This is a genomic window from Psychrosphaera algicola, assembly GCF_028401425.1.
Classification (GTDB): domain Bacteria; phylum Pseudomonadota; class Gammaproteobacteria; order Enterobacterales; family Alteromonadaceae; genus Psychrosphaera; species Psychrosphaera algicola.
Map to the genome: position 1 here is coordinate 903296 of NZ_JAQOMS010000002.1, position 16448 is coordinate 919743.

Sequence of the window (16448 nt, forward strand, 5' to 3'; positions counted from 1 at the left end):
AAGCCCTAGGGTTTGCTCAAGTCCTGATCGACATGTTCCCAACCAACCCATTTAAATCAATGGCCGAAGGCAAGATGTTGCAGGTTATTGTTTTTGCGCTTTTATTTGGTGTCGCTATGGCACTATCTGGAAAACCGGGTGAGCGACTCGCAAGTGTTTTTTCAGACTTAAACACCGTAATTATGCGACTCGTTGTTATCTTAATGAACTTAGCACCGTACGGAGTGTTCTGTCTTTTAGCTAAGCTATTCACAACACTTGATGGTGGCACCATATTTAGCCTTATTAAATATTTTGCACTCGTTATATTTGTTTTATTACTGCACGGGTTTGTGGTTTACGGTTCACTATTAAAACTGTTCACAGGCTTGAGCCCGGTTATCTTTTTCAAAAAATGCGCGATGCGGCGTTATTTGCATTTAGTACATCGAGTTCAGGTGCAACGTTGCCGGTAACAATGGAAACAGCCACCAAAAAGTTGGGTGTTAAAAATTCAATCGCTTCTTTCACCTTGCCAATGGGCGCCACATTAAACATGGATGGCACAGCAATTATGCAAGGTGTAGCAACCGTCTTTATTGCTCAAGTATTTGGAGTCGACTTGTCTATCTCTGATTACCTAATGGTCATTCTCACCGCAACACTAGCTTCAATCGGTACAGCTGCAGTGCCAGGTGTTGGCCTCATTATGCTAGCTATGGTTCTGCAACAAGTTAACTTGCCAGTTGAAGGCATAGCATTGATTATCGGTGTTGACCGTTTATTGGATATGACACGCACCGCTGTTAACGTTACGGGCGACTGTATGGTGAGTTGTGTTGTCGCAAAATCAGAGAAAGAACTTGATGTTGATATGTTTAATGACGTTAACGCAGGCATTGATATGGAAAATGTCGACATCCATAATTTGAAAAGTTAATAATTGAGATAAGTTTTACTTTATCTGTTCCTCCTGAAATTTGTTTACACTTTTGGATTGGGAAAATTTAACATTAAAAAAGGGCCATTTGAATTGGCCCTTTTTATATTTTAGATCGTAACTTTACTACTACAGCTTGTGGTAGGCTTTTTGACCCCAAGAAGTCAACAATCCATCGACAAAAATAAGTGGTGTGCATTCATCCTTTGTTGTCTCACCATCAGAGTGTTGGTGATTTGTCCGGTAGAATATAACCTGTACTTCTTTGCCTTCACTTTTAAACGCTTCGTTAAACTCAGGTGTTCCCATCAACTCACGTACATTGGAATAAGTCGCACCAACTTTTAGATCAGCAATTTTTTGTTTATTAATACGTTGCTCTTTTTCCAAGAGCTTGTTCGGTCTGAACTTCCTATCCAATCAGCTTCACGACCTTCATCGGTAGAAACGATAATGCAGCCAGTAAGAGAAAATGTTAGGGAATTGCGATAAGAGCCATTTTAAAAGTACGGTTCATGATAACCTCGTCGTTGTTGTAAATTATGTTATATAATATTTTGCAAAGAATAAGGCAAGTTGAGTTCCAATGTTACTAACTTATTGTTTTAATTAGCAATAAATAACAAAGGCTTGATTTTCGCCCATTTTAAAGTCGTCAAATAAAACAAATTATAGTGAGAATAACTAAATAATGAGTAGCTCCGAGATCGCCCGTATTTGTGCCAAGCTTGTAGCCGATGGTAAAGAGCCAACGGTCGCTTTAATAAAAGGGAAGCTGTCGACCAAAACAGCATTACCACTAATTATTGATGGCCTAAAGCGTTGGAAAAATAATCCAAACGCCTCACTAGAGCCAGAAACAACTGAACAGACACAGCAACAACCAGTAAGTTTGGACCAAAGAGTTAGCGACTTAGAAACATTGGTTGGGCAATTAACAAATGAAATTAGTGAACTGAAGAAACGGCTTTAATTGTAGAAGAAGTTTTAAATTTAAGCTTATAAAGTTTTGTGCGATTGTCTAGATCGAGGATACTGGGAAGGTCTATACTGCCAAGTGTATTTCGAATAACACTTGGCATTAAATGAGGTTTGACTTTAACGCTATTCGTTACAAAAAGTTCGACTTGGCGCATTGCCAATCGTCTTTGTTCCATTACATCTTTTTTGTCTAAAACTGTAGGTTGGCCTGCTTCATTAAGTACCCGAACATTTTTAAATGTTTCTAACACATTGAGGTTATGTTTGGCCTTTTGACAATATTCATTTGCTTTTTCATTTAATTCTTGCACAACATTGTCGTCAACTTGTTTTCGACCTAAAGTCGATAAGTTGTAATCGACTTTGCCACTTTTACCACCAACGACTCTATCGCCTTCAATTTCTAGCTCGACATAGTCATCTTGAGACGGGCGATATTCACTAAATGTAACGACACCATTCTTATCAACCCACTTGTAAACCTTTATTTTACTGGCGTTGGCTTGATTAGCAACGACCATCAAAATGGCGATTGCAATTAAATTCTTCATCAAGTCTCCCTTTTTTGTTTCTTTGCTCTATGGTATTTAACTGTTATATCCTGATTTTAATAGAAAATAAAAAGAAAACTACATGAGCCTTCAAAAAAATCAAAATCAAAACACGAATCGTGGCATTTATTTACTGCCAAACTTATTAACAACCGCCGGACTTTTTCTGGTTTTTACGCCATTATTGCGTCGATAAACGGCGCATTTGAACCGGCAACCATCGCAATTTTTGTCGCCATGATATTCGATGGGCTTGACGGCCGAGTCGCTCGAATTACCAATACACAAAGTGCTTTTGGTGCTGAATATGATTCTATGGCCGACATTGTATCATTTGGTGTGGCACCTGCACTACTTGCTTTTAGTTGGGCATTGTCTAGCTTAGGTAAATTGGGTTGGTTAGCAGCCTTTATCTATGTTGCCTGCGCAGCTCTTCGACTAGCACGTTTTAATGTACAAACTTCCACCGCAGATAAGCGCTATTTCAGGGACTTGCATCTCCGGCCGCCGCCGCTCTAGTTGCTGCAACCGTTTGGGCCGGGGTTGATTTTAATATTGATGGGCATGATTACAATATTGTAATGGCTATACTAATGGCGTTATCCGGTTTATTAATGGTAAGTAATTTTAGATACAGTTCGTTTAAAAGTATCGAATGGAAAGGTAAAGTTTCTTTTATCATGATCCTCGCTGTCGTTTTAATATTTGTTTTTGTTGCGGCTCAACCAGCTCAAGTATTACTCGCTGTATTTTTGGGATATGCATTGTCGGGGCCAATAACGACGTTTAAAGTCGAAAAAGAAATTAAATTGGAACACGTCATTGGTGACGATTCAGATGCAGATTTTGATGATAAATGAACGGTATAAATACTTTGGTTCAAAAGTTTAAACACGAAAGTTTATTTTACTAATAATCAAAGAACGATTTTTAGAGCAACTCAAATAAGAGCGACTCGTTTGTGGCAAAGCAAATAAAATAGATAAGGACTAAATAAATGAAATGCGACGAAATTGATTACGAAATCATTGGTGAAAGCATGCAGATGGTTGAAGTAGAACTTGACCCGTCAGAGGCTGTTATCGCCGAAGCTGGCGCAATGAACTACATGGAAGATGACATTGAATTTGAAGCCCGTATGGGGGATGGTTCAAACGTTGATCAGGGCTTTATGGGGAAATTATTTAGCGCCGGCAAACGAATGATCACTGGTGAGTCCCTCTTTATGACTCATTTCACTAACCGAGGAAATAGTAAACGTCGATTAACCTTTGCAGCACCTTACCCGGGGTCAATTATCGCTTTAGATTTAGCAACGCTCGGAAATGAAGTCATTTGTCAGAAGGATTCATTTTTGTGCGCCGCAATGGGAACAAAAGTTGATATTGCATTTAATAAAAAGCTTGGCAGTGGATTTTTGGTGGTGAAGGATTTATTCTTGAGAGGCTCGTAGGCGACGGAATGGCATTTGTTCATGCTGGCGGAACAGTTGTAGAGAAAAATTGAATGGCGAGACGTTAAGGCTCGATACGGGCTGTTTAGTGGCAATGGCTGGAGATATAGATTACGACATTCAAATGGTTAAAGGTTTTAGAAGTATGTTTTTTGGTGGCGAAGGATTATTTCTTACAACGATAAGCGGCCACGGTAGCGTATGGATCCAAAGCTTACCATTCTCGAGATTGGCTGACCGCATAATCCAACATGCGCCATCGGTAGGTGGCAAACGTCAAGGTGAAGGTTCTGTTTTAGGTTCGATTGGTGGGTTAATAGACGGCGACAGATAAAACGTTTTATTGAATCTTTGTCGCGTCTTAATATATGTTGACGGTTTTAATGAAAGGCTAGGAGCTTCTGCTTCTGGCCTTTTTAATTTACAAAGGTAATGTCGCCAGAGTTGGCAACAATAAATATAAACATAATCCAGCAAATAGACCTGCAACAACATCATCAATCATGATCCCTAGTCCACCATGCACGTATTTGTCTAAATAAGATATTGGCCAAGGTTTAACAATATCAAAAAACCGAAACAAGACAAAACCCGCAAGCACATTTACGAAACTAAATGGCACAAAACACATCGTGATGAAGAAACCAGCAAACTCGTCCCAAACAATCGCTTTATGATCGTGGACACCAATATCTTCAGCGGCCTGTCCACATATTTTTGGACCAACCAAACAAACGAGTGCGGTAAAAATAAAAAACCAAATAGACGGGCTATAAACAAACATCAAATAAAACGGGATCGCTGCAATTGTGCCAAATGTTCCCGGCGCAAATGGCGCTAGACCACTACCAAAACCGGTAGCCAGTAAGTGCCATTTATTACATAGATTAAATTGCGCAGGTTTTGTCATTGTGTGTTACTCATTGCCAAAATGTTGATAACCCGATGTTATAACGTCAGTATAACACTCGCCATTTTTCAGCATTTTTATGCCTTGCCCTGACTTTCTAATTTGACCAACTTTAGTAAATTTAATTCCCATTGCCGTCGCATTTTGTTCGATATAACCTTTCTTTTCTTCAGGCACGGTGAATATCAACTCGTAATCTTCTCCACCCGTCAACGCTAATCTTTCAGCTTCTAAACGGTCAACTGACGCTAAAACGTTTTCATCAATCGGCAATTTATCGATATACAATTCAGCACTCATATTCGACGCCGTTAAAATATGTTGAAGGTCCTGTAAAAAACCATCCGATACATCAATTGCTGAAGTTGCTGCGTGTCGTAAAACTTGACCTGCCGCTAAACGAGCAGATGGAAAATTAAATCGCTGTTCAATGTTTCTTAAATAAGGGTTATCGAGTTTAAAACCGTCAATTTTTGATTTAACAGCAAGTGCCGAAGCTCCCAATTGCCCAGTAACACAAATCCAATCACCTGCTTTCGCGCCACTGCGCTTCAACGCTTTTTCTTCCGTCACGAATCCTTTCAAACTAATGGTAACAGAGAGTGGTCCGCGGGTCGTATCGCCGCCAATGATCTGCACATTATAGTAATCCGCAATTTCAAATAGGCCGTCGGAAAAACCTTGCAGCCATTCTTCATTAATTTCAGGGATTGTTAAAGCAACTGATGCCCAAGCGGGTTCTGCGCCCATAGCAGCAAAATCGCTTAGATTTACTGCTAATGCGCGATGGCCAATTGAACGAGGAGATGAGTCTGGAAAAAATGTACATTTTCAACCATAGTATCTGTCGCCACAACCAATAATTGGTCCTGTGGTACTTTTGTCAAAGCCGCGTCGTCGCCAACACCTAAAATCACGTCCTTGCGCTTAGGCCCACGCCCAGCGAAATAGGTTTGAATTAATTCAAACTCTTTCATATTTTGCCTATAGAGGTAAAGTATTTTTACTGCAGTGGGATCCGCAAGTCTTTAACAGCTTTGTCTAACACACCATTCACAAATTTATGACTGTCATCTGCGCCGAACTTTTTCGCCAGCTCAATGCCTTCATTAATTGCAACTTTATACGGTACGTCGATGCGAAATTTTAATTCAAATGCAGTTAAACGCAAAATTGCACGTTCAATATGATCTACATCGTCATAAGGTCGTTCAGTATACGGCGTTAACGCTGTATCGAGTTCTTTATAATGTCCTGCAACACCGCGTAGTAATTCTCTAAAAAATTCCACGTCAATTTTACTTACATCATTATCTAACAACATTTGTTGTTCAATGTCGCTGATATGATTTTGGCTCATCTGCTAGGAATAAATTGCCTGTACTGCCAATGCTCTTGCTTTTCTACGCGCTGCTGGTTTCATCGTCAATACCTAAAGCTGTGCCATTACATTAACCATTTCCAATGCACCTAAAGCCGCTTCAGCGCCTTTATTTCCTGCTTTGGTTCCTGAACGCTCAATTGCTTGCTCTATTGTATCCGTTGTAATAACACCAAATGCAACTGGGATATCAAACTCTAATGATACATTAGCTAATCCTTTGTTACATTCGCCTGCAACAAAATCAAAATGAGGTGTGCCGCCACGAATTACCGCGCCAATTGCGATTATCGCTTCATACTGACCTGATTTTGCAATCTTTTTAGCAGCCAAAGGCAACTCATATGCACCTGGTACATAGACAATGGTGATATCGTCTTGATTGACTTCACCATGACGCTCTAATGCGTCAACCGCGCCTTCCAATAAGCTGTCTACAACAAAATGGTTGAAACGAGAAACAACAATTGCGAATTTTTTGCCAGTGGCTCGGAAGTTACCTTCAACGACGTTCATTCAAAAACCTTTCTTTAAATAAAATGGATGATAAAAATTTTGCGCGATAATACCACAAGATTTTAATAGTTGTTAGGCCAAGTTGTTTGCTCAGCCCTACTCACTTACATATTCTGTTACTTCTAAACCGAAGCCAGACAGTGCATGATAATTTTTAGGTGAGCTTAATAAACGCATTTTAGTTACACCTAATTGAGCCAATATTTGACTACCAATACCGACATTACGAGACGTACCCTGCCATTTTGCCGGCGCTTGATGTTGACCCGAGTCTTCAGCTTCAAATCGTTTCACTAAATTAATCAGATCTGACGTTTGTTCCTGTTTCCCTAAAAGCACAAAAACGCCACCGACTTCAGCAATTCGGCTTAACCCGTCATCGATAGAAAAGCTGCGGTTCACAGAGCGGTCAGAACCAAGTAAATCAGAAAAGGTGTTCTGTAAATGCACGCGAACAAGTGGTTGTTCAAGTTTAGCTAAATCACCTTTTACTAACGCAAAATGAACTTGTCCATCTATCGTATCTTTAAATGTATGTAAATCAAAATCACCATGTTGAGTTGGTAACTTACATTGTGCAACAAGCTCGACCGTTGTTTCGTTATGATTTCTGTATTCTATTAAATCGGCGATAGTGCCAATTTTTAAATCGTGCTTCTTAGCAAAGATTTCTAAATCTGGGCGACGCGCCATTGAGCCATCATCATTAAGTATTTCAACAATAACACCGGCGTCAGTTCTACCTGCTAAACGGGCTAAATCGACTGCTGCTTCAGTATGACCTGCACGTGTTAAAACACCGCCTTTTTTGCCACTAACGGAAAAATATGCCCCGGTTGAACGATATCGGCCGCGACCGCATCTTTTGCAACGGCAGCTTGAATGGTTCTGGCTCGGTCTGCCGCACTTATCCCTGTTGTCACTCCCTCAGCCGCTTCAATAGAAACCGTAAAGTTAGTGGCAAATTGGGCATTATTATTATCGACCATTAACGTAAGATTTAGTGCTTCTGCACGTTCAATTGTCATCGGTAAGCAAACTAATCCACGAGCATGCGTTACCATGAAATTAATATGCTCAGGTGTTAGCATATCCGCGGCCATAATAAGGTCACCTTCATTTTCGCGGTCTTCATCGTCCATCAAAATCACCATTTTCCCATGGCGGATGTCTTCGATTATCTCTTCTGGCGTATTCAATTTCATTTTACAGACCCACTAATTCTTATTTCAAAAAGCCACTGCGCGCGAGCAGTGACATAGATACGCCTTCATTAGAAGACGGATTTGCCAATTTTTCTAGATATCTGGCTATGATATCAATTTCAATGTTAACAGACGAGCCTGTAACCGCATTTGAAAGTGTCGTTTGTGACGCAGTATGTGGCACAACTGTCAATTTAAATTGACCCGCTTCTACGTTGTTTATGGTCAAGCTGATGCCATCGACTGTAATCGAACCTTTTGTAATGACATATTTTAATAAAGCTGCTGGGGCATTTATCCAAATGTCTTTGGCTCGTCCATTGTCAATTATCGCAGCGATCGTAGCAATACCATCGACATGCCCACTAACTATATGACCGCCAAAACGAGATGTTGCCAGCATGGCTTTTTCTAAATTAACTGCTTGCCCTATTTGGTAATGTCTAAAACCGCTGTTGGTGATCGTTTCATTTGAAACGTCGGCAACAAAACCATTTGATAATTTCTCAACAACCGTTAAACAAACGCCATTGGTAGCAATACTGTCACCTAATTTTACGTCAGACATATCCAAATCAGAACTTTCGATGGTGACTTTTAGATCTCCTCCCAGTTTAGACAAAGACTTTATTTTTCCTGTAGCTTCAATAATTCCGGTAAACACGTGCCCTACCTTAAATTGTATTAGACAATATGACTTTTAGATCCGAGCCAACGGTCATTGTTGACTGCACCTGTAGTTCTTTAACATCCACCATCGACTCAAATGGACCAATGGGTAATAATTCTTGTGCGCCCGCGCCCATTATTTTTGGGGCAATATAAACAACTAATTGATCAAATAAATCTTGTTCGATGAAACTTGCTGACAATCTGCCGCCTGCTTCTATCCACAAATTATTTATTTCGTTCGCGCCACACCAAGAGACAAGCTCAGATAAATGAAACCCGTCAACATCGTCGTAACTTATGACTAACTCAGTAACATAATCGACGTTGGCAAAGTCATTGGATTTCGATGGTCTAACAATAATCACGTCTGTTTTTCCGTCAAATAACGCTAATTGAGCAATTGATTTTGCAGTAATGCGATTTTTGCCATCTAATATGATCTTAATCGGCTGTCTAATTTCACCGTCGTATTGATCTAGTGGGTAATCAAAGTTCAATTGTTCACTACGTACGTTCAACTTGGCGTTATCACGGATAACGGAAACGGCAGAACTGAGTATGGCGCAACTCTGCGCTCGAAACGTTTGAACGTCACTGCGGGCTTTAGGCCCCGTAATCCACTTACTTTCGCCATTTTTCAATGCCGTTTTACCGTCTAATGACGAGGCTAATTTAACGCTGATAAACGGCCTGTTTTTTTCCATTCGGGATAAAAAACCTAAATTAAGCAGACGAGCTTGAGACTCTAATAAGCCGCTTTTGACTTTAATCCCTGCTTGTTCAAGCAGTGCAACCCCTTTTCCTGCCACTAATGGGTTGGGATCTAACATAGCTATTACTACGGTTTTAATACCAGCTTCGATTAATTTTCTGGCACATGGTGGTGTTCGCCCAAAATGACTACAAGGCTCCAATGTTACATAGGCCGTTGCGCCTGAACTTTGTTCAATATCAAGATCAACTAAAGCATTTACTTCTGCATGGCCGGTGCCGGCTTTTTATGCCACCCCTAGCCTAAAATTGTGTTGTTTTTGACAATAACACAACCAACATTAGGATTAGGTGTCGTTGTAAATCGACCTCTAGCCGCTAATTCAATGGCGAGTGTCATATATTGATGATCAGATTCTGTAAACAACATAGATAAAATTCTTATTCAAACAACTTGGATTGTCTGGTGGTGATTTCTTTTTTCTTATCAGCTTGTTGACCAATTTTGGCAATTTCTTCACCAAATTCTTTAATGTCTTCAAACGAGCGATATACAGAGGCAAAACGAACATAGGCCACTTTATCGTATTGTACTAGTCCATCCATTATAAGATTACCAATAAACTCTGAACTAACTTCACGTTCACCCGTCATTCTAATTTCTTTTTGATTGCCAATATAAGTTGGTCAATTTGTTCAGTACTCACAGGTCGCTTTTCTAGCGCCCGCAAAATACCGGCAGACATTTTGTCTTCATTAAATGGTTCACGTTTACCGTCTCGTTTTACCACTTTTGGCATAACAAGTTCGGCACCTTCAAAGGATGTAAAACGTTCGTTACATTGATTACACTCACGCCGACGCCTAACTTGAGAGCCGCCACCGACAAGTCGTGAATCTATTACCTTCGTTTCAGTTGCTGAGCAGAATGGGCAGTGCATAAAAAATGTCCGTAAACTAGTTAACTAAAAAAGCCGCGATAAACGCGGCTTTCGATCTTATCATAATTCTGCTAATGCTAGCGAGAACAAGATTTTACAGTTTAAGCATAAACAGGGAAACGTGCACAAAGTGCTTTGATTTGTTGCTTAACGTTTTCAATATTAGCATCATCTTCAATGTTGTCTAATACGTCACAAATTAAGTTAGTTAATTCAACCATTTCAGCTTCTTGCATACCACGACGTGTTACCGCAGGTGTACCTAAACGCAAACCAGAAGTCACAAACGGTGAACGTGGGTCATTTGGCACAGAGTTTTTGTTTACTGTGATAAATGCTTTTCCTAACGCAGCGTCTGCATCTTTACCAGTAATGTCTTTGTCGATTAGATCAACTAAGAATAAGTGATTTTGAGTGCCATTTGATACAATTTTGTATCCGCGCTCTTGCATGACTTCACACATTTTCTGAGCGTTTTTAACAACTTGTTGTTGGTAAACTTTAAACTCAGGTTGTAATGCTTCTTTAAATGCGACCGCTTTAGCAGCGATTACGTGACATAAAGGACCACCTTGACCACCTGGGAATACCGCACTGTTTAGTTTTTTATAAACGTCTGCGTCACCGCAGCCAGAAATAATTAAACCGCCACGAGGACCCGCTAGTGTTTTGTGTGTCGTAGTAGTAACAACATGAGCATGTGGAACAGGGTTTGGATATACGCCAGCTGCTATTAGACCAGCAACGTGTGCCATGTCAACAAACAAGTAAGCACCAATTTCATCCGCAATTTTGCGGAAACGAGCCCAATCAACAATACCTGAGTATGCAGAGAAGCCAGCAATGATCATCGCAGGTTTATGTTCACGTGCCAAAGATTCCATTTGCTCATAATCAAGCAAACCAGTTTCTTCATTTAGTCCGTACTGGATAGCATTGTAGATTTTACCAGAAAAACTAACGCTAGAACCGTGAGTTAAGTGACCGCCGTGCGCTAAGCTCATACCAAGTACAGTATCACCTGGTTTAACTAAAGCTTGGAATACCGCAGAGTTTGCTTGTGATCCAGAGTGTGGCTGAACGTTTGCATAATCTGAACCGAATAGTTCGTTTGCACGGTCAATTGCTAATTGCTCAGAGATATCAACATACTCACAACCACCGTAGTAGCGTTTTTGCGGATAACCTTCAGCATATTTATTGGTTAACTGAGTGCCTTGAGCTTCCATAACTCGTGGACTTGCGTAGTTTTCAGACGCAATTAACTCAATGTGTTCTTCTTGACGAATTGTTTCTTGTTGAATTGACGCCCATAGTTCTGGATCGAAATCAGCGATGTTCATATCACGCGTTAACATATTTGCACCTCGGCACTCTGACTAAATTATTAAAAAAGAAGGCCGTATAATACGCGTTTATTACGTAAAATCCTATATCAAATCTGCGTTAGTTAGTGAAATTTAGCATTAGAAATATTTATAAGTTAGTTAATTAAATCAACCCAATGTCGACTTAGTTATATTCACACCAAATTGGTTTTTGGCGTTTCGTTAAGTGTAGTCAATGTTTAGTAGCATTTGTAATTCGTACCTATGGTGCCATTGTCACAACATTAACAGTTTCAACACCTGTTACTGAGGGCGTTAACTAATAGGTAAAAAACGACTTTGGTATTTCACTTAAATCTAATTAATGGAAAATCAAAGCGATTTGTAGCACAGTCTATTTGCTACTTTTCCTAAAAGTATTTTTAATCAAATTGTTAGAGCAACAAAAATTCAATTGAACATTTGTATGAGCAAGCGAGAATATTGCGATTAAAACAATAAAACAGAAGTTAGATATAAATTGAATTGCTGTTTGCCTATCGTGGTGTATGTCACTTAAAATAGCGGCATCAGTTCTAAACATTAAAAAGGTTTCCTATGGCATTGCCAGATAAATTTATTTTTTCAATGAATCGTGTGAGTAAAGTTGTTCCACCAAAACGCACGATCCTCAAGGATATATCACTTAGCTTTTTTCATAGTGCAAAAATTGGCGTGCTTGGACTAAATGGTTCAGGTAAGTCTACGTTACTTCGAATTATGGCTGGTTTAGACACCGAGATCGAAGGTGAAGCAAGACCAATGGCCGGGATTAAAATTGGCTATTTACCGCAAGAACCACAAATGGATTTGTCTAAAACAGTTCGAGAAATTGTTGAGGAAGCCGTTAGTGATGTTAAAAATGCACTTTCAAGACTTGATGAAGTCTACGCTGAATATGCTCTAGAAGACGCCGACTTTGACGCTTTAGCTAAAGAGCAAGGCGAGCTAGAAAGTATTATCCAAGCAAAAGATGGCCACAATTTAGATAACCAACTAGAAGTCGCCGCTGACGCGCTTCGTTTACCAGAATGGGATGCAAAAATAGAACACCTATCTGGTGGCGAGCGTCGCCGGGTGGCAATTTGTCGATTGCTATTAGACAAACCTGACATGTTATTACTCGACGAACCGACCAACCATTTAGATGCAGAGTCGGTTGCTTGGTTAGAACGATTTTTACATGAATACGAAGGAACTGTCGTTGCTATAACCCACGATAGGTATTTCTTAGACAACGTCGCAGGTTGGATCTTAGAGCTAGACCGTGGCGCGGGTATTCCATGGGAAGGCAATTACTCTAGCTGGTTGGAACAAAAAGAAGTACGTTTAGCACAAGAAGAACGTAGTGAAAACTCACGTCAGAAGTCGATTCAATCTGAATTAGAATGGGTACGAACCAATCCAAAAGGTCGTCATGCAAAATCTAAAGCCCGTATGGCTCGATTTGAAGAGCTTCAAAGTAACGATTACCAAAAACGAAATGAAACCAATGAGTTATATATTCCACTAGGGCCAAGACTCGGTGATAAAGTAATTGAAGTCAGCAACGTCAACAAAGGTTTTGGCGACAGAGTCTTAATTGACAACCTGTCGTTTTCTGTTCCTAAAGGCGGCATAGTGGGAATTATAGGCCCAAATGGCGCAGGTAAATCAACACTATTTAAATTAATTAGTGGCGCAGATACGCCGGATTCTGGCGAAATAGTTGTCGGTGACTCAGTATCACTTTCATCCGTTGATCAGTTTAGAGATTCAATGAACGACGGCAATTCTGTTTATGAAGAAATATCTGAAGGCAGTGATATTATTCAGGTTGGCAACTTTGAAGTGCCATCGCGCGCTTATGTGAGTCGATTTAATTTCAAAGGCTCAGATCAACAAAAGCGCATTGGTGATTTATCAGGTGGTGAACGAAATCGAGTGCATTTGGCTAAGCTGTTAAAAGCAGGCGGCAACGTTTTACTGCTCGACGAACCAACCAATGACCTAGACGTTGAAACGTTACGTGCACTTGAGAATGCCCTACTGGAGTTCCCTAGTAGCGCAATGGTCATCTCGCATGACCGCTGGTTCCTAGACCGGATTGCGACTCATATTTTGGATTACCGTGATGAAGGTAAGATTGAATTTTTCGAAGGTAACTATTCAGATTATGAAGTTTGGTTGAAAAAAACCTACGGTGCTGCGGCCGCAGAACCACATCGTATCAAATACAAACGTTTGAAATAATAAGCCTATATGGTGTGACTTTAATTAGCGGTGAAAACACTCACCGCTAATTAAGCTTGATTTTTCTTCAATAAGTTCCATGATAAGTAAATAATCTTTCTATATGAGTGGTAAGTAAAATGGAAGACAAACGGCGATTTACTCGTATTGTATTTTCGGCCCCAGCAACCCTGACAGTTAATAATATCGATTACCCAACGACACTCGTTGATATATCATTAAAAGGTGCATTAATTGCACAAATAAAAGGGATTGAAAATCTTGTTAAAGAAACGTGTCTATTAAAGTTTTGCCTTAACGAATCCGATGTTGAAGTCGAATTGACGGGTCATATTACCCATGTTGAAAAAGAACATTTAGGCATTCACTGCGAAAAAATCGATTTACAGAGCGTGAGCCACTTGCGTCGATTAGTAGAATTAAACGTCGGCAGTTCAGAACTGCTTGATAGAAATTTGAATTCGTTAACATTTCCAAACCCAGAATAATCCTTGCCAGTGGATAAAGTCATGGTTGTCACCAAATTTTAAACTGGCGACAAACCCGTGACTTAGTATAGTCACTTTAAAGGTGTTCTAACGCCTCAACTAAGCGCGATATACCAATCACCTTCATATTGGCAATTGTATCTTTAGGCATATTGTTTTTGGGTACGATTGCACGTTTAAAGCCATGTTTCGCGGCCTCCCGCAAACGTTCTTGGCCATTTGCAACCGGCCTTATTTCACCGGCGAGACCAACCTCTCCAAAAACAACAAGCTCACGATCCAACGGGGAATCTCGAAAACTTGATACCATGGCCAACAACAGCGCTAAATCTGCACTCGTTTCACTAACTTTTACGCCCCCAACAACATTAACAAAAACATCCTGATCGCCAAGCATCAAGCCGCCATGTCTGTGTAGTACAGCAAGTAACATTGCTAGCCGGTTTGAGTCTAAACCGACAGCAACGCGCCTATAGGTGCCCCATTTGCGAGTGATCAACCAAGGCTTGAATTTCGACCAACAACGGGCGAGTTCCTTCCCATAAAACCATAACAGAGCTGCCAGACGAGTCCCCTTCTGCACGATTTAAAAATATTGCGCTTGGATTACTGACTTCTTTTAACCCCTTGTCCGTCATTGCAAACACACCAAGTTCATTAACCGCGCCAAATCTGTTTTTAGTGCCTCTTAACGTTCGATATCGTCCATCTGTGTCTCCATCTAACATGATGCTAGCATCGATACAGTGTTCCAATACTTTAGGTCCTGCCAAATTACCGTCTTTGGTGACATGGCCAACCATAATCACCGCAACATTATTTTGTTTCGCAAAACGTGTTAAATACGCTGCGCCTTCACGTACCTGAGATACACTCCCCGGCGCAGATGCAATTTCAGCCATATGCATCACTTGAATTGAATCAACAACCATAATCGAAGGTTTGATATTTTGAGCATGAATACAAATCGCTTCTACACTTGTTTCTGCCAATGCGTTTAATTTATTGGTTGCTAAACCTAGTCGATTAGCTCGCATCGCAACTTGTTGCAAACTCTCTTCCCCGTCACATATAGGGTAGACATATGCTCGGCCAAAAAGCACATTGTTTGCAGCAATAAGGTGCTTTTCCCTGCACCTTGGACTTCCGCCAATTAGTATTGCTGAACTAAGGCACTACGCCGCCGCCTAATACTCGGTCAAATTCTCCATAACCAGTCGTAAACCTAGGCAGTGCTTCAAGGTTAACCTTATCCAAAGTTTGAACCTTGTTCTCAGCTGCTCCCGCATAACCTTCATAACGGCTAACAGATGCCTTAGTCTTAGCTGCAACACGGAATTCAGAAATCGTATTCCAAGCATGGCAATCTGTACATTGTCCCTGCCACCGCGGATACTCTGAACCACAATCGCTACATACATACGCTATTTTTGATTTCGCCATAATTTCTCTGCTTGTTATACTAATGTCACAAGTCCGTGGCATAATTATTGCTTCATCTAAAGTAATAAAATATACACTTGTTTAAATTTGTATTTGACCCGAACTATTGATGTTAGAGCTAAATGCTCTATATTTATGAATAAATAACAAAAAATTAAATAAACTAAATTGTTACTCAATTGAAAATTATAAATGATTTATAAATAATTGTATTCATTTGTGAGGTGGGTTTTAATTGTTTTGTATTAAAAATTGCAGGTAATCAAATCTTTATATGGCAACCGAATTACACGATTACAACAACATAATTGAAGATTTAAAATCTGCGGTCAATCACGCGGACTTTGATAAGCAATTTAAATCTAAAGTATCGAGTGTACCTAAGGCCAAACAGTTTCTTATAAAAATGGAGTTGAAGAGACTTGGGCAACCTTGTAACCGACTCTTAGATTTACGTGGCCATGTTGCTGGCGAACCTACTGCATTTGAATATAAGGGACAGATCCATTTTCTAGATGAAGTCGCTAAACAAATTTTTAAAGATCAAATAGAAAAATTTGGTCAATACACCATTGGTTGTTACGAAGCCGTGCTTAATGCGGAAAACAACCATAGGGTAATGCATAAAAAGAGCAAGAAGCGCGTCTAGTTGAAAAAGCTCGACAGGAAAAAACCCAC

General features: G+C 40.1%; 10 protein-coding genes and 9 pseudogenes. 7 read left to right on the forward strand and 12 right to left on the reverse strand.

Annotated elements, in window-relative coordinates:
* Positions 1–32: 32 nt before the first annotated feature.
* A pseudogene (locus PN838_RS04870) lies at positions 33–919 on the forward strand (dicarboxylate/amino acid:cation symporter).
* 129 nt (positions 920–1048) lie between these two features.
* Here PN838_RS04870 and PN838_RS04875 read toward each other — a convergent pair.
* A complete protein-coding gene (locus PN838_RS04875) occupies positions 1049–1309 on the reverse strand; it encodes a DUF3192 domain-containing protein (protein ID WP_272179909.1) in 261 nt (86 codons plus the stop codon).
* Between the two features lie 301 nt (positions 1310–1610).
* On the opposite strand from PN838_RS04875, the gene PN838_RS04880 reads away from it, so the two are divergent.
* Complete coding sequence (locus PN838_RS04880) at positions 1611–1892, forward strand: hypothetical protein (protein ID WP_272179910.1); 282 nt, start codon at positions 1611–1613, stop codon at positions 1890–1892.
* On the opposite strand, the gene PN838_RS04885 is transcribed toward PN838_RS04880, so the two are convergent.
* On the reverse strand, positions 1867–2451 hold the full coding sequence (locus PN838_RS04885; protein ID WP_272179911.1) for a DUF4124 domain-containing protein: 585 nt from the start codon (positions 2449–2451) through the stop codon (positions 1867–1869). The two genes, PN838_RS04880 and PN838_RS04885, sit on opposite strands and share 26 nt — an antisense overlap.
* An 82-nt stretch (positions 2452–2533) precedes the next feature.
* On the opposite strand from PN838_RS04885, the pseudogene pssA reads away from it, so the two are divergent.
* Positions 2534–3311, forward strand: a pseudogene (pssA, locus tag PN838_RS04890) (CDP-diacylglycerol--serine O-phosphatidyltransferase).
* 137 nt (positions 3312–3448) lie between these two features.
* A pseudogene (locus PN838_RS04895) lies at positions 3449–4238 on the forward strand (TIGR00266 family protein).
* An 87-nt stretch (positions 4239–4325) separates the two neighbouring features.
* On the opposite strand, the gene PN838_RS04900 reads toward PN838_RS04895, so the two are convergent.
* The 9 genes and pseudogenes from PN838_RS04900 to glyA form a co-directional block, all read right to left on the reverse strand.
* The gene (locus tag PN838_RS04900) at positions 4326–4814 is read right to left on the reverse strand and encodes a phosphatidylglycerophosphatase A family protein (protein WP_215962099.1); all 489 of its coding nucleotides are present in this window, start codon (positions 4812–4814) and stop codon (positions 4326–4328) included.
* A gap of 6 nt (positions 4815–4820) precedes the next feature.
* Positions 4821–5791, reverse strand: a pseudogene (thiL, locus tag PN838_RS04905) (thiamine-phosphate kinase).
* A gap of 26 nt (positions 5792–5817) precedes the next feature.
* Positions 5818–6237, reverse strand: a pseudogene (gene nusB, locus PN838_RS04910) (transcription antitermination factor NusB).
* A 9-nt stretch (positions 6238–6246) separates the two neighbouring features.
* Positions 6247–6711, reverse strand: coding sequence for a 6,7-dimethyl-8-ribityllumazine synthase (gene ribH, locus PN838_RS04915; RefSeq protein ID WP_215962102.1), 465 nt, complete (start codon positions 6709–6711; stop codon positions 6247–6249).
* 96 nt (positions 6712–6807) lie between these two features.
* Positions 6808–7916: pseudogene (gene ribBA / locus PN838_RS04920) on the reverse strand (bifunctional 3,4-dihydroxy-2-butanone-4-phosphate synthase/GTP cyclohydrolase II).
* 19 nt (positions 7917–7935) lie between these two features.
* The gene (locus PN838_RS04925; protein ID WP_272179912.1) at positions 7936–8580 is read right to left on the reverse strand and encodes a riboflavin synthase; all 645 of its coding nucleotides are present in this window, start codon (positions 8578–8580) and stop codon (positions 7936–7938) included.
* Positions 8581–8590: 10 nt separating this feature from the next.
* Positions 8591–9729, reverse strand: a pseudogene (gene ribD, locus PN838_RS04930) (bifunctional diaminohydroxyphosphoribosylaminopyrimidine deaminase/5-amino-6-(5-phosphoribosylamino)uracil reductase RibD).
* An 11-nt stretch (positions 9730–9740) separates the two neighbouring features.
* Positions 9741–10240 (reverse strand): annotated as a pseudogene (nrdR, locus tag PN838_RS04940) (transcriptional regulator NrdR).
* Positions 10241–10341: 101 nt separating this feature from the next.
* Positions 10342–11598, reverse strand: coding sequence for a serine hydroxymethyltransferase (gene glyA / locus PN838_RS04945; RefSeq protein ID WP_215962107.1), 1257 nt, complete (start codon positions 11596–11598; stop codon positions 10342–10344).
* Between the two features lie 567 nt (positions 11599–12165).
* Between glyA and ettA the strand changes: the two genes are divergently transcribed.
* Both ettA and PN838_RS04955 read left to right on the forward strand, forming a co-directional pair.
* Positions 12166–13839 (forward strand): energy-dependent translational throttle protein EttA, encoded by a 1674-nt coding sequence (gene ettA, locus PN838_RS04950; RefSeq protein ID WP_272179914.1) that lies wholly within the window; start codon positions 12166–12168, stop codon positions 13837–13839.
* 119 nt (positions 13840–13958) lie between these two features.
* Positions 13959–14327 carry a PilZ domain-containing protein gene (locus PN838_RS04955; protein ID WP_215962109.1) on the forward strand — a complete coding sequence of 123 codons (369 nt, stop codon included), beginning with the start codon at positions 13959–13961 and terminating at the stop codon, positions 14325–14327.
* Between the two features lie 76 nt (positions 14328–14403).
* Here the strand turns inward: PN838_RS04955 and radA are convergent.
* Positions 14404–15770, reverse strand: a pseudogene (radA, locus tag PN838_RS04960) (DNA repair protein RadA).
* A 274-nt stretch (positions 15771–16044) separates the two neighbouring features.
* On the opposite strand from radA, the gene PN838_RS04965 reads away from it, so the two are divergent.
* Positions 16045–16419 carry a hypothetical protein gene (locus PN838_RS04965; protein ID WP_272179915.1) on the forward strand — a complete coding sequence of 125 codons (375 nt, stop codon included), beginning with the start codon at positions 16045–16047 and terminating at the stop codon, positions 16417–16419.
* Positions 16420–16448 lie beyond the last annotated feature (29 nt).

Coding starts and splice junctions, on each gene's coding strand:
- PN838_RS04955 (WP_215962109.1), top strand. CDS start 13,959: ATGGAAGACAAACGGCGATTTACTCGTATTGTATTTTCGGCCCCAGCA.
- PN838_RS04965 (WP_272179915.1), top strand. CDS start 16,045: ATGGCAACCGAATTACACGATTACAACAACATAATTGAAGATTTAAAA.
- glyA (WP_215962107.1), bottom strand. CDS start 11,598: ATGTTAACGCGTGATATGAACATCGCTGATTTCGATCCAGAACTATGG.
- PN838_RS04900 (WP_215962099.1), bottom strand. CDS start 4,814: ATGACAAAACCTGCGCAATTTAATCTATGTAATAAATGGCACTTACTG.
- PN838_RS04885 (WP_272179911.1), bottom strand. CDS start 2,451: ATGAAGAATTTAATTGCAATCGCCATTTTGATGGTCGTTGCTAATCAA.
- ribH (WP_215962102.1), bottom strand. CDS start 6,711: ATGAACGTCGTTGAAGGTAACTTCCGAGCCACTGGCAAAAAATTCGCA.
- PN838_RS04880 (WP_272179910.1), top strand. CDS start 1,611: ATGAGTAGCTCCGAGATCGCCCGTATTTGTGCCAAGCTTGTAGCCGAT.
- ettA (WP_272179914.1), top strand. CDS start 12,166: ATGGCATTGCCAGATAAATTTATTTTTTCAATGAATCGTGTGAGTAAA.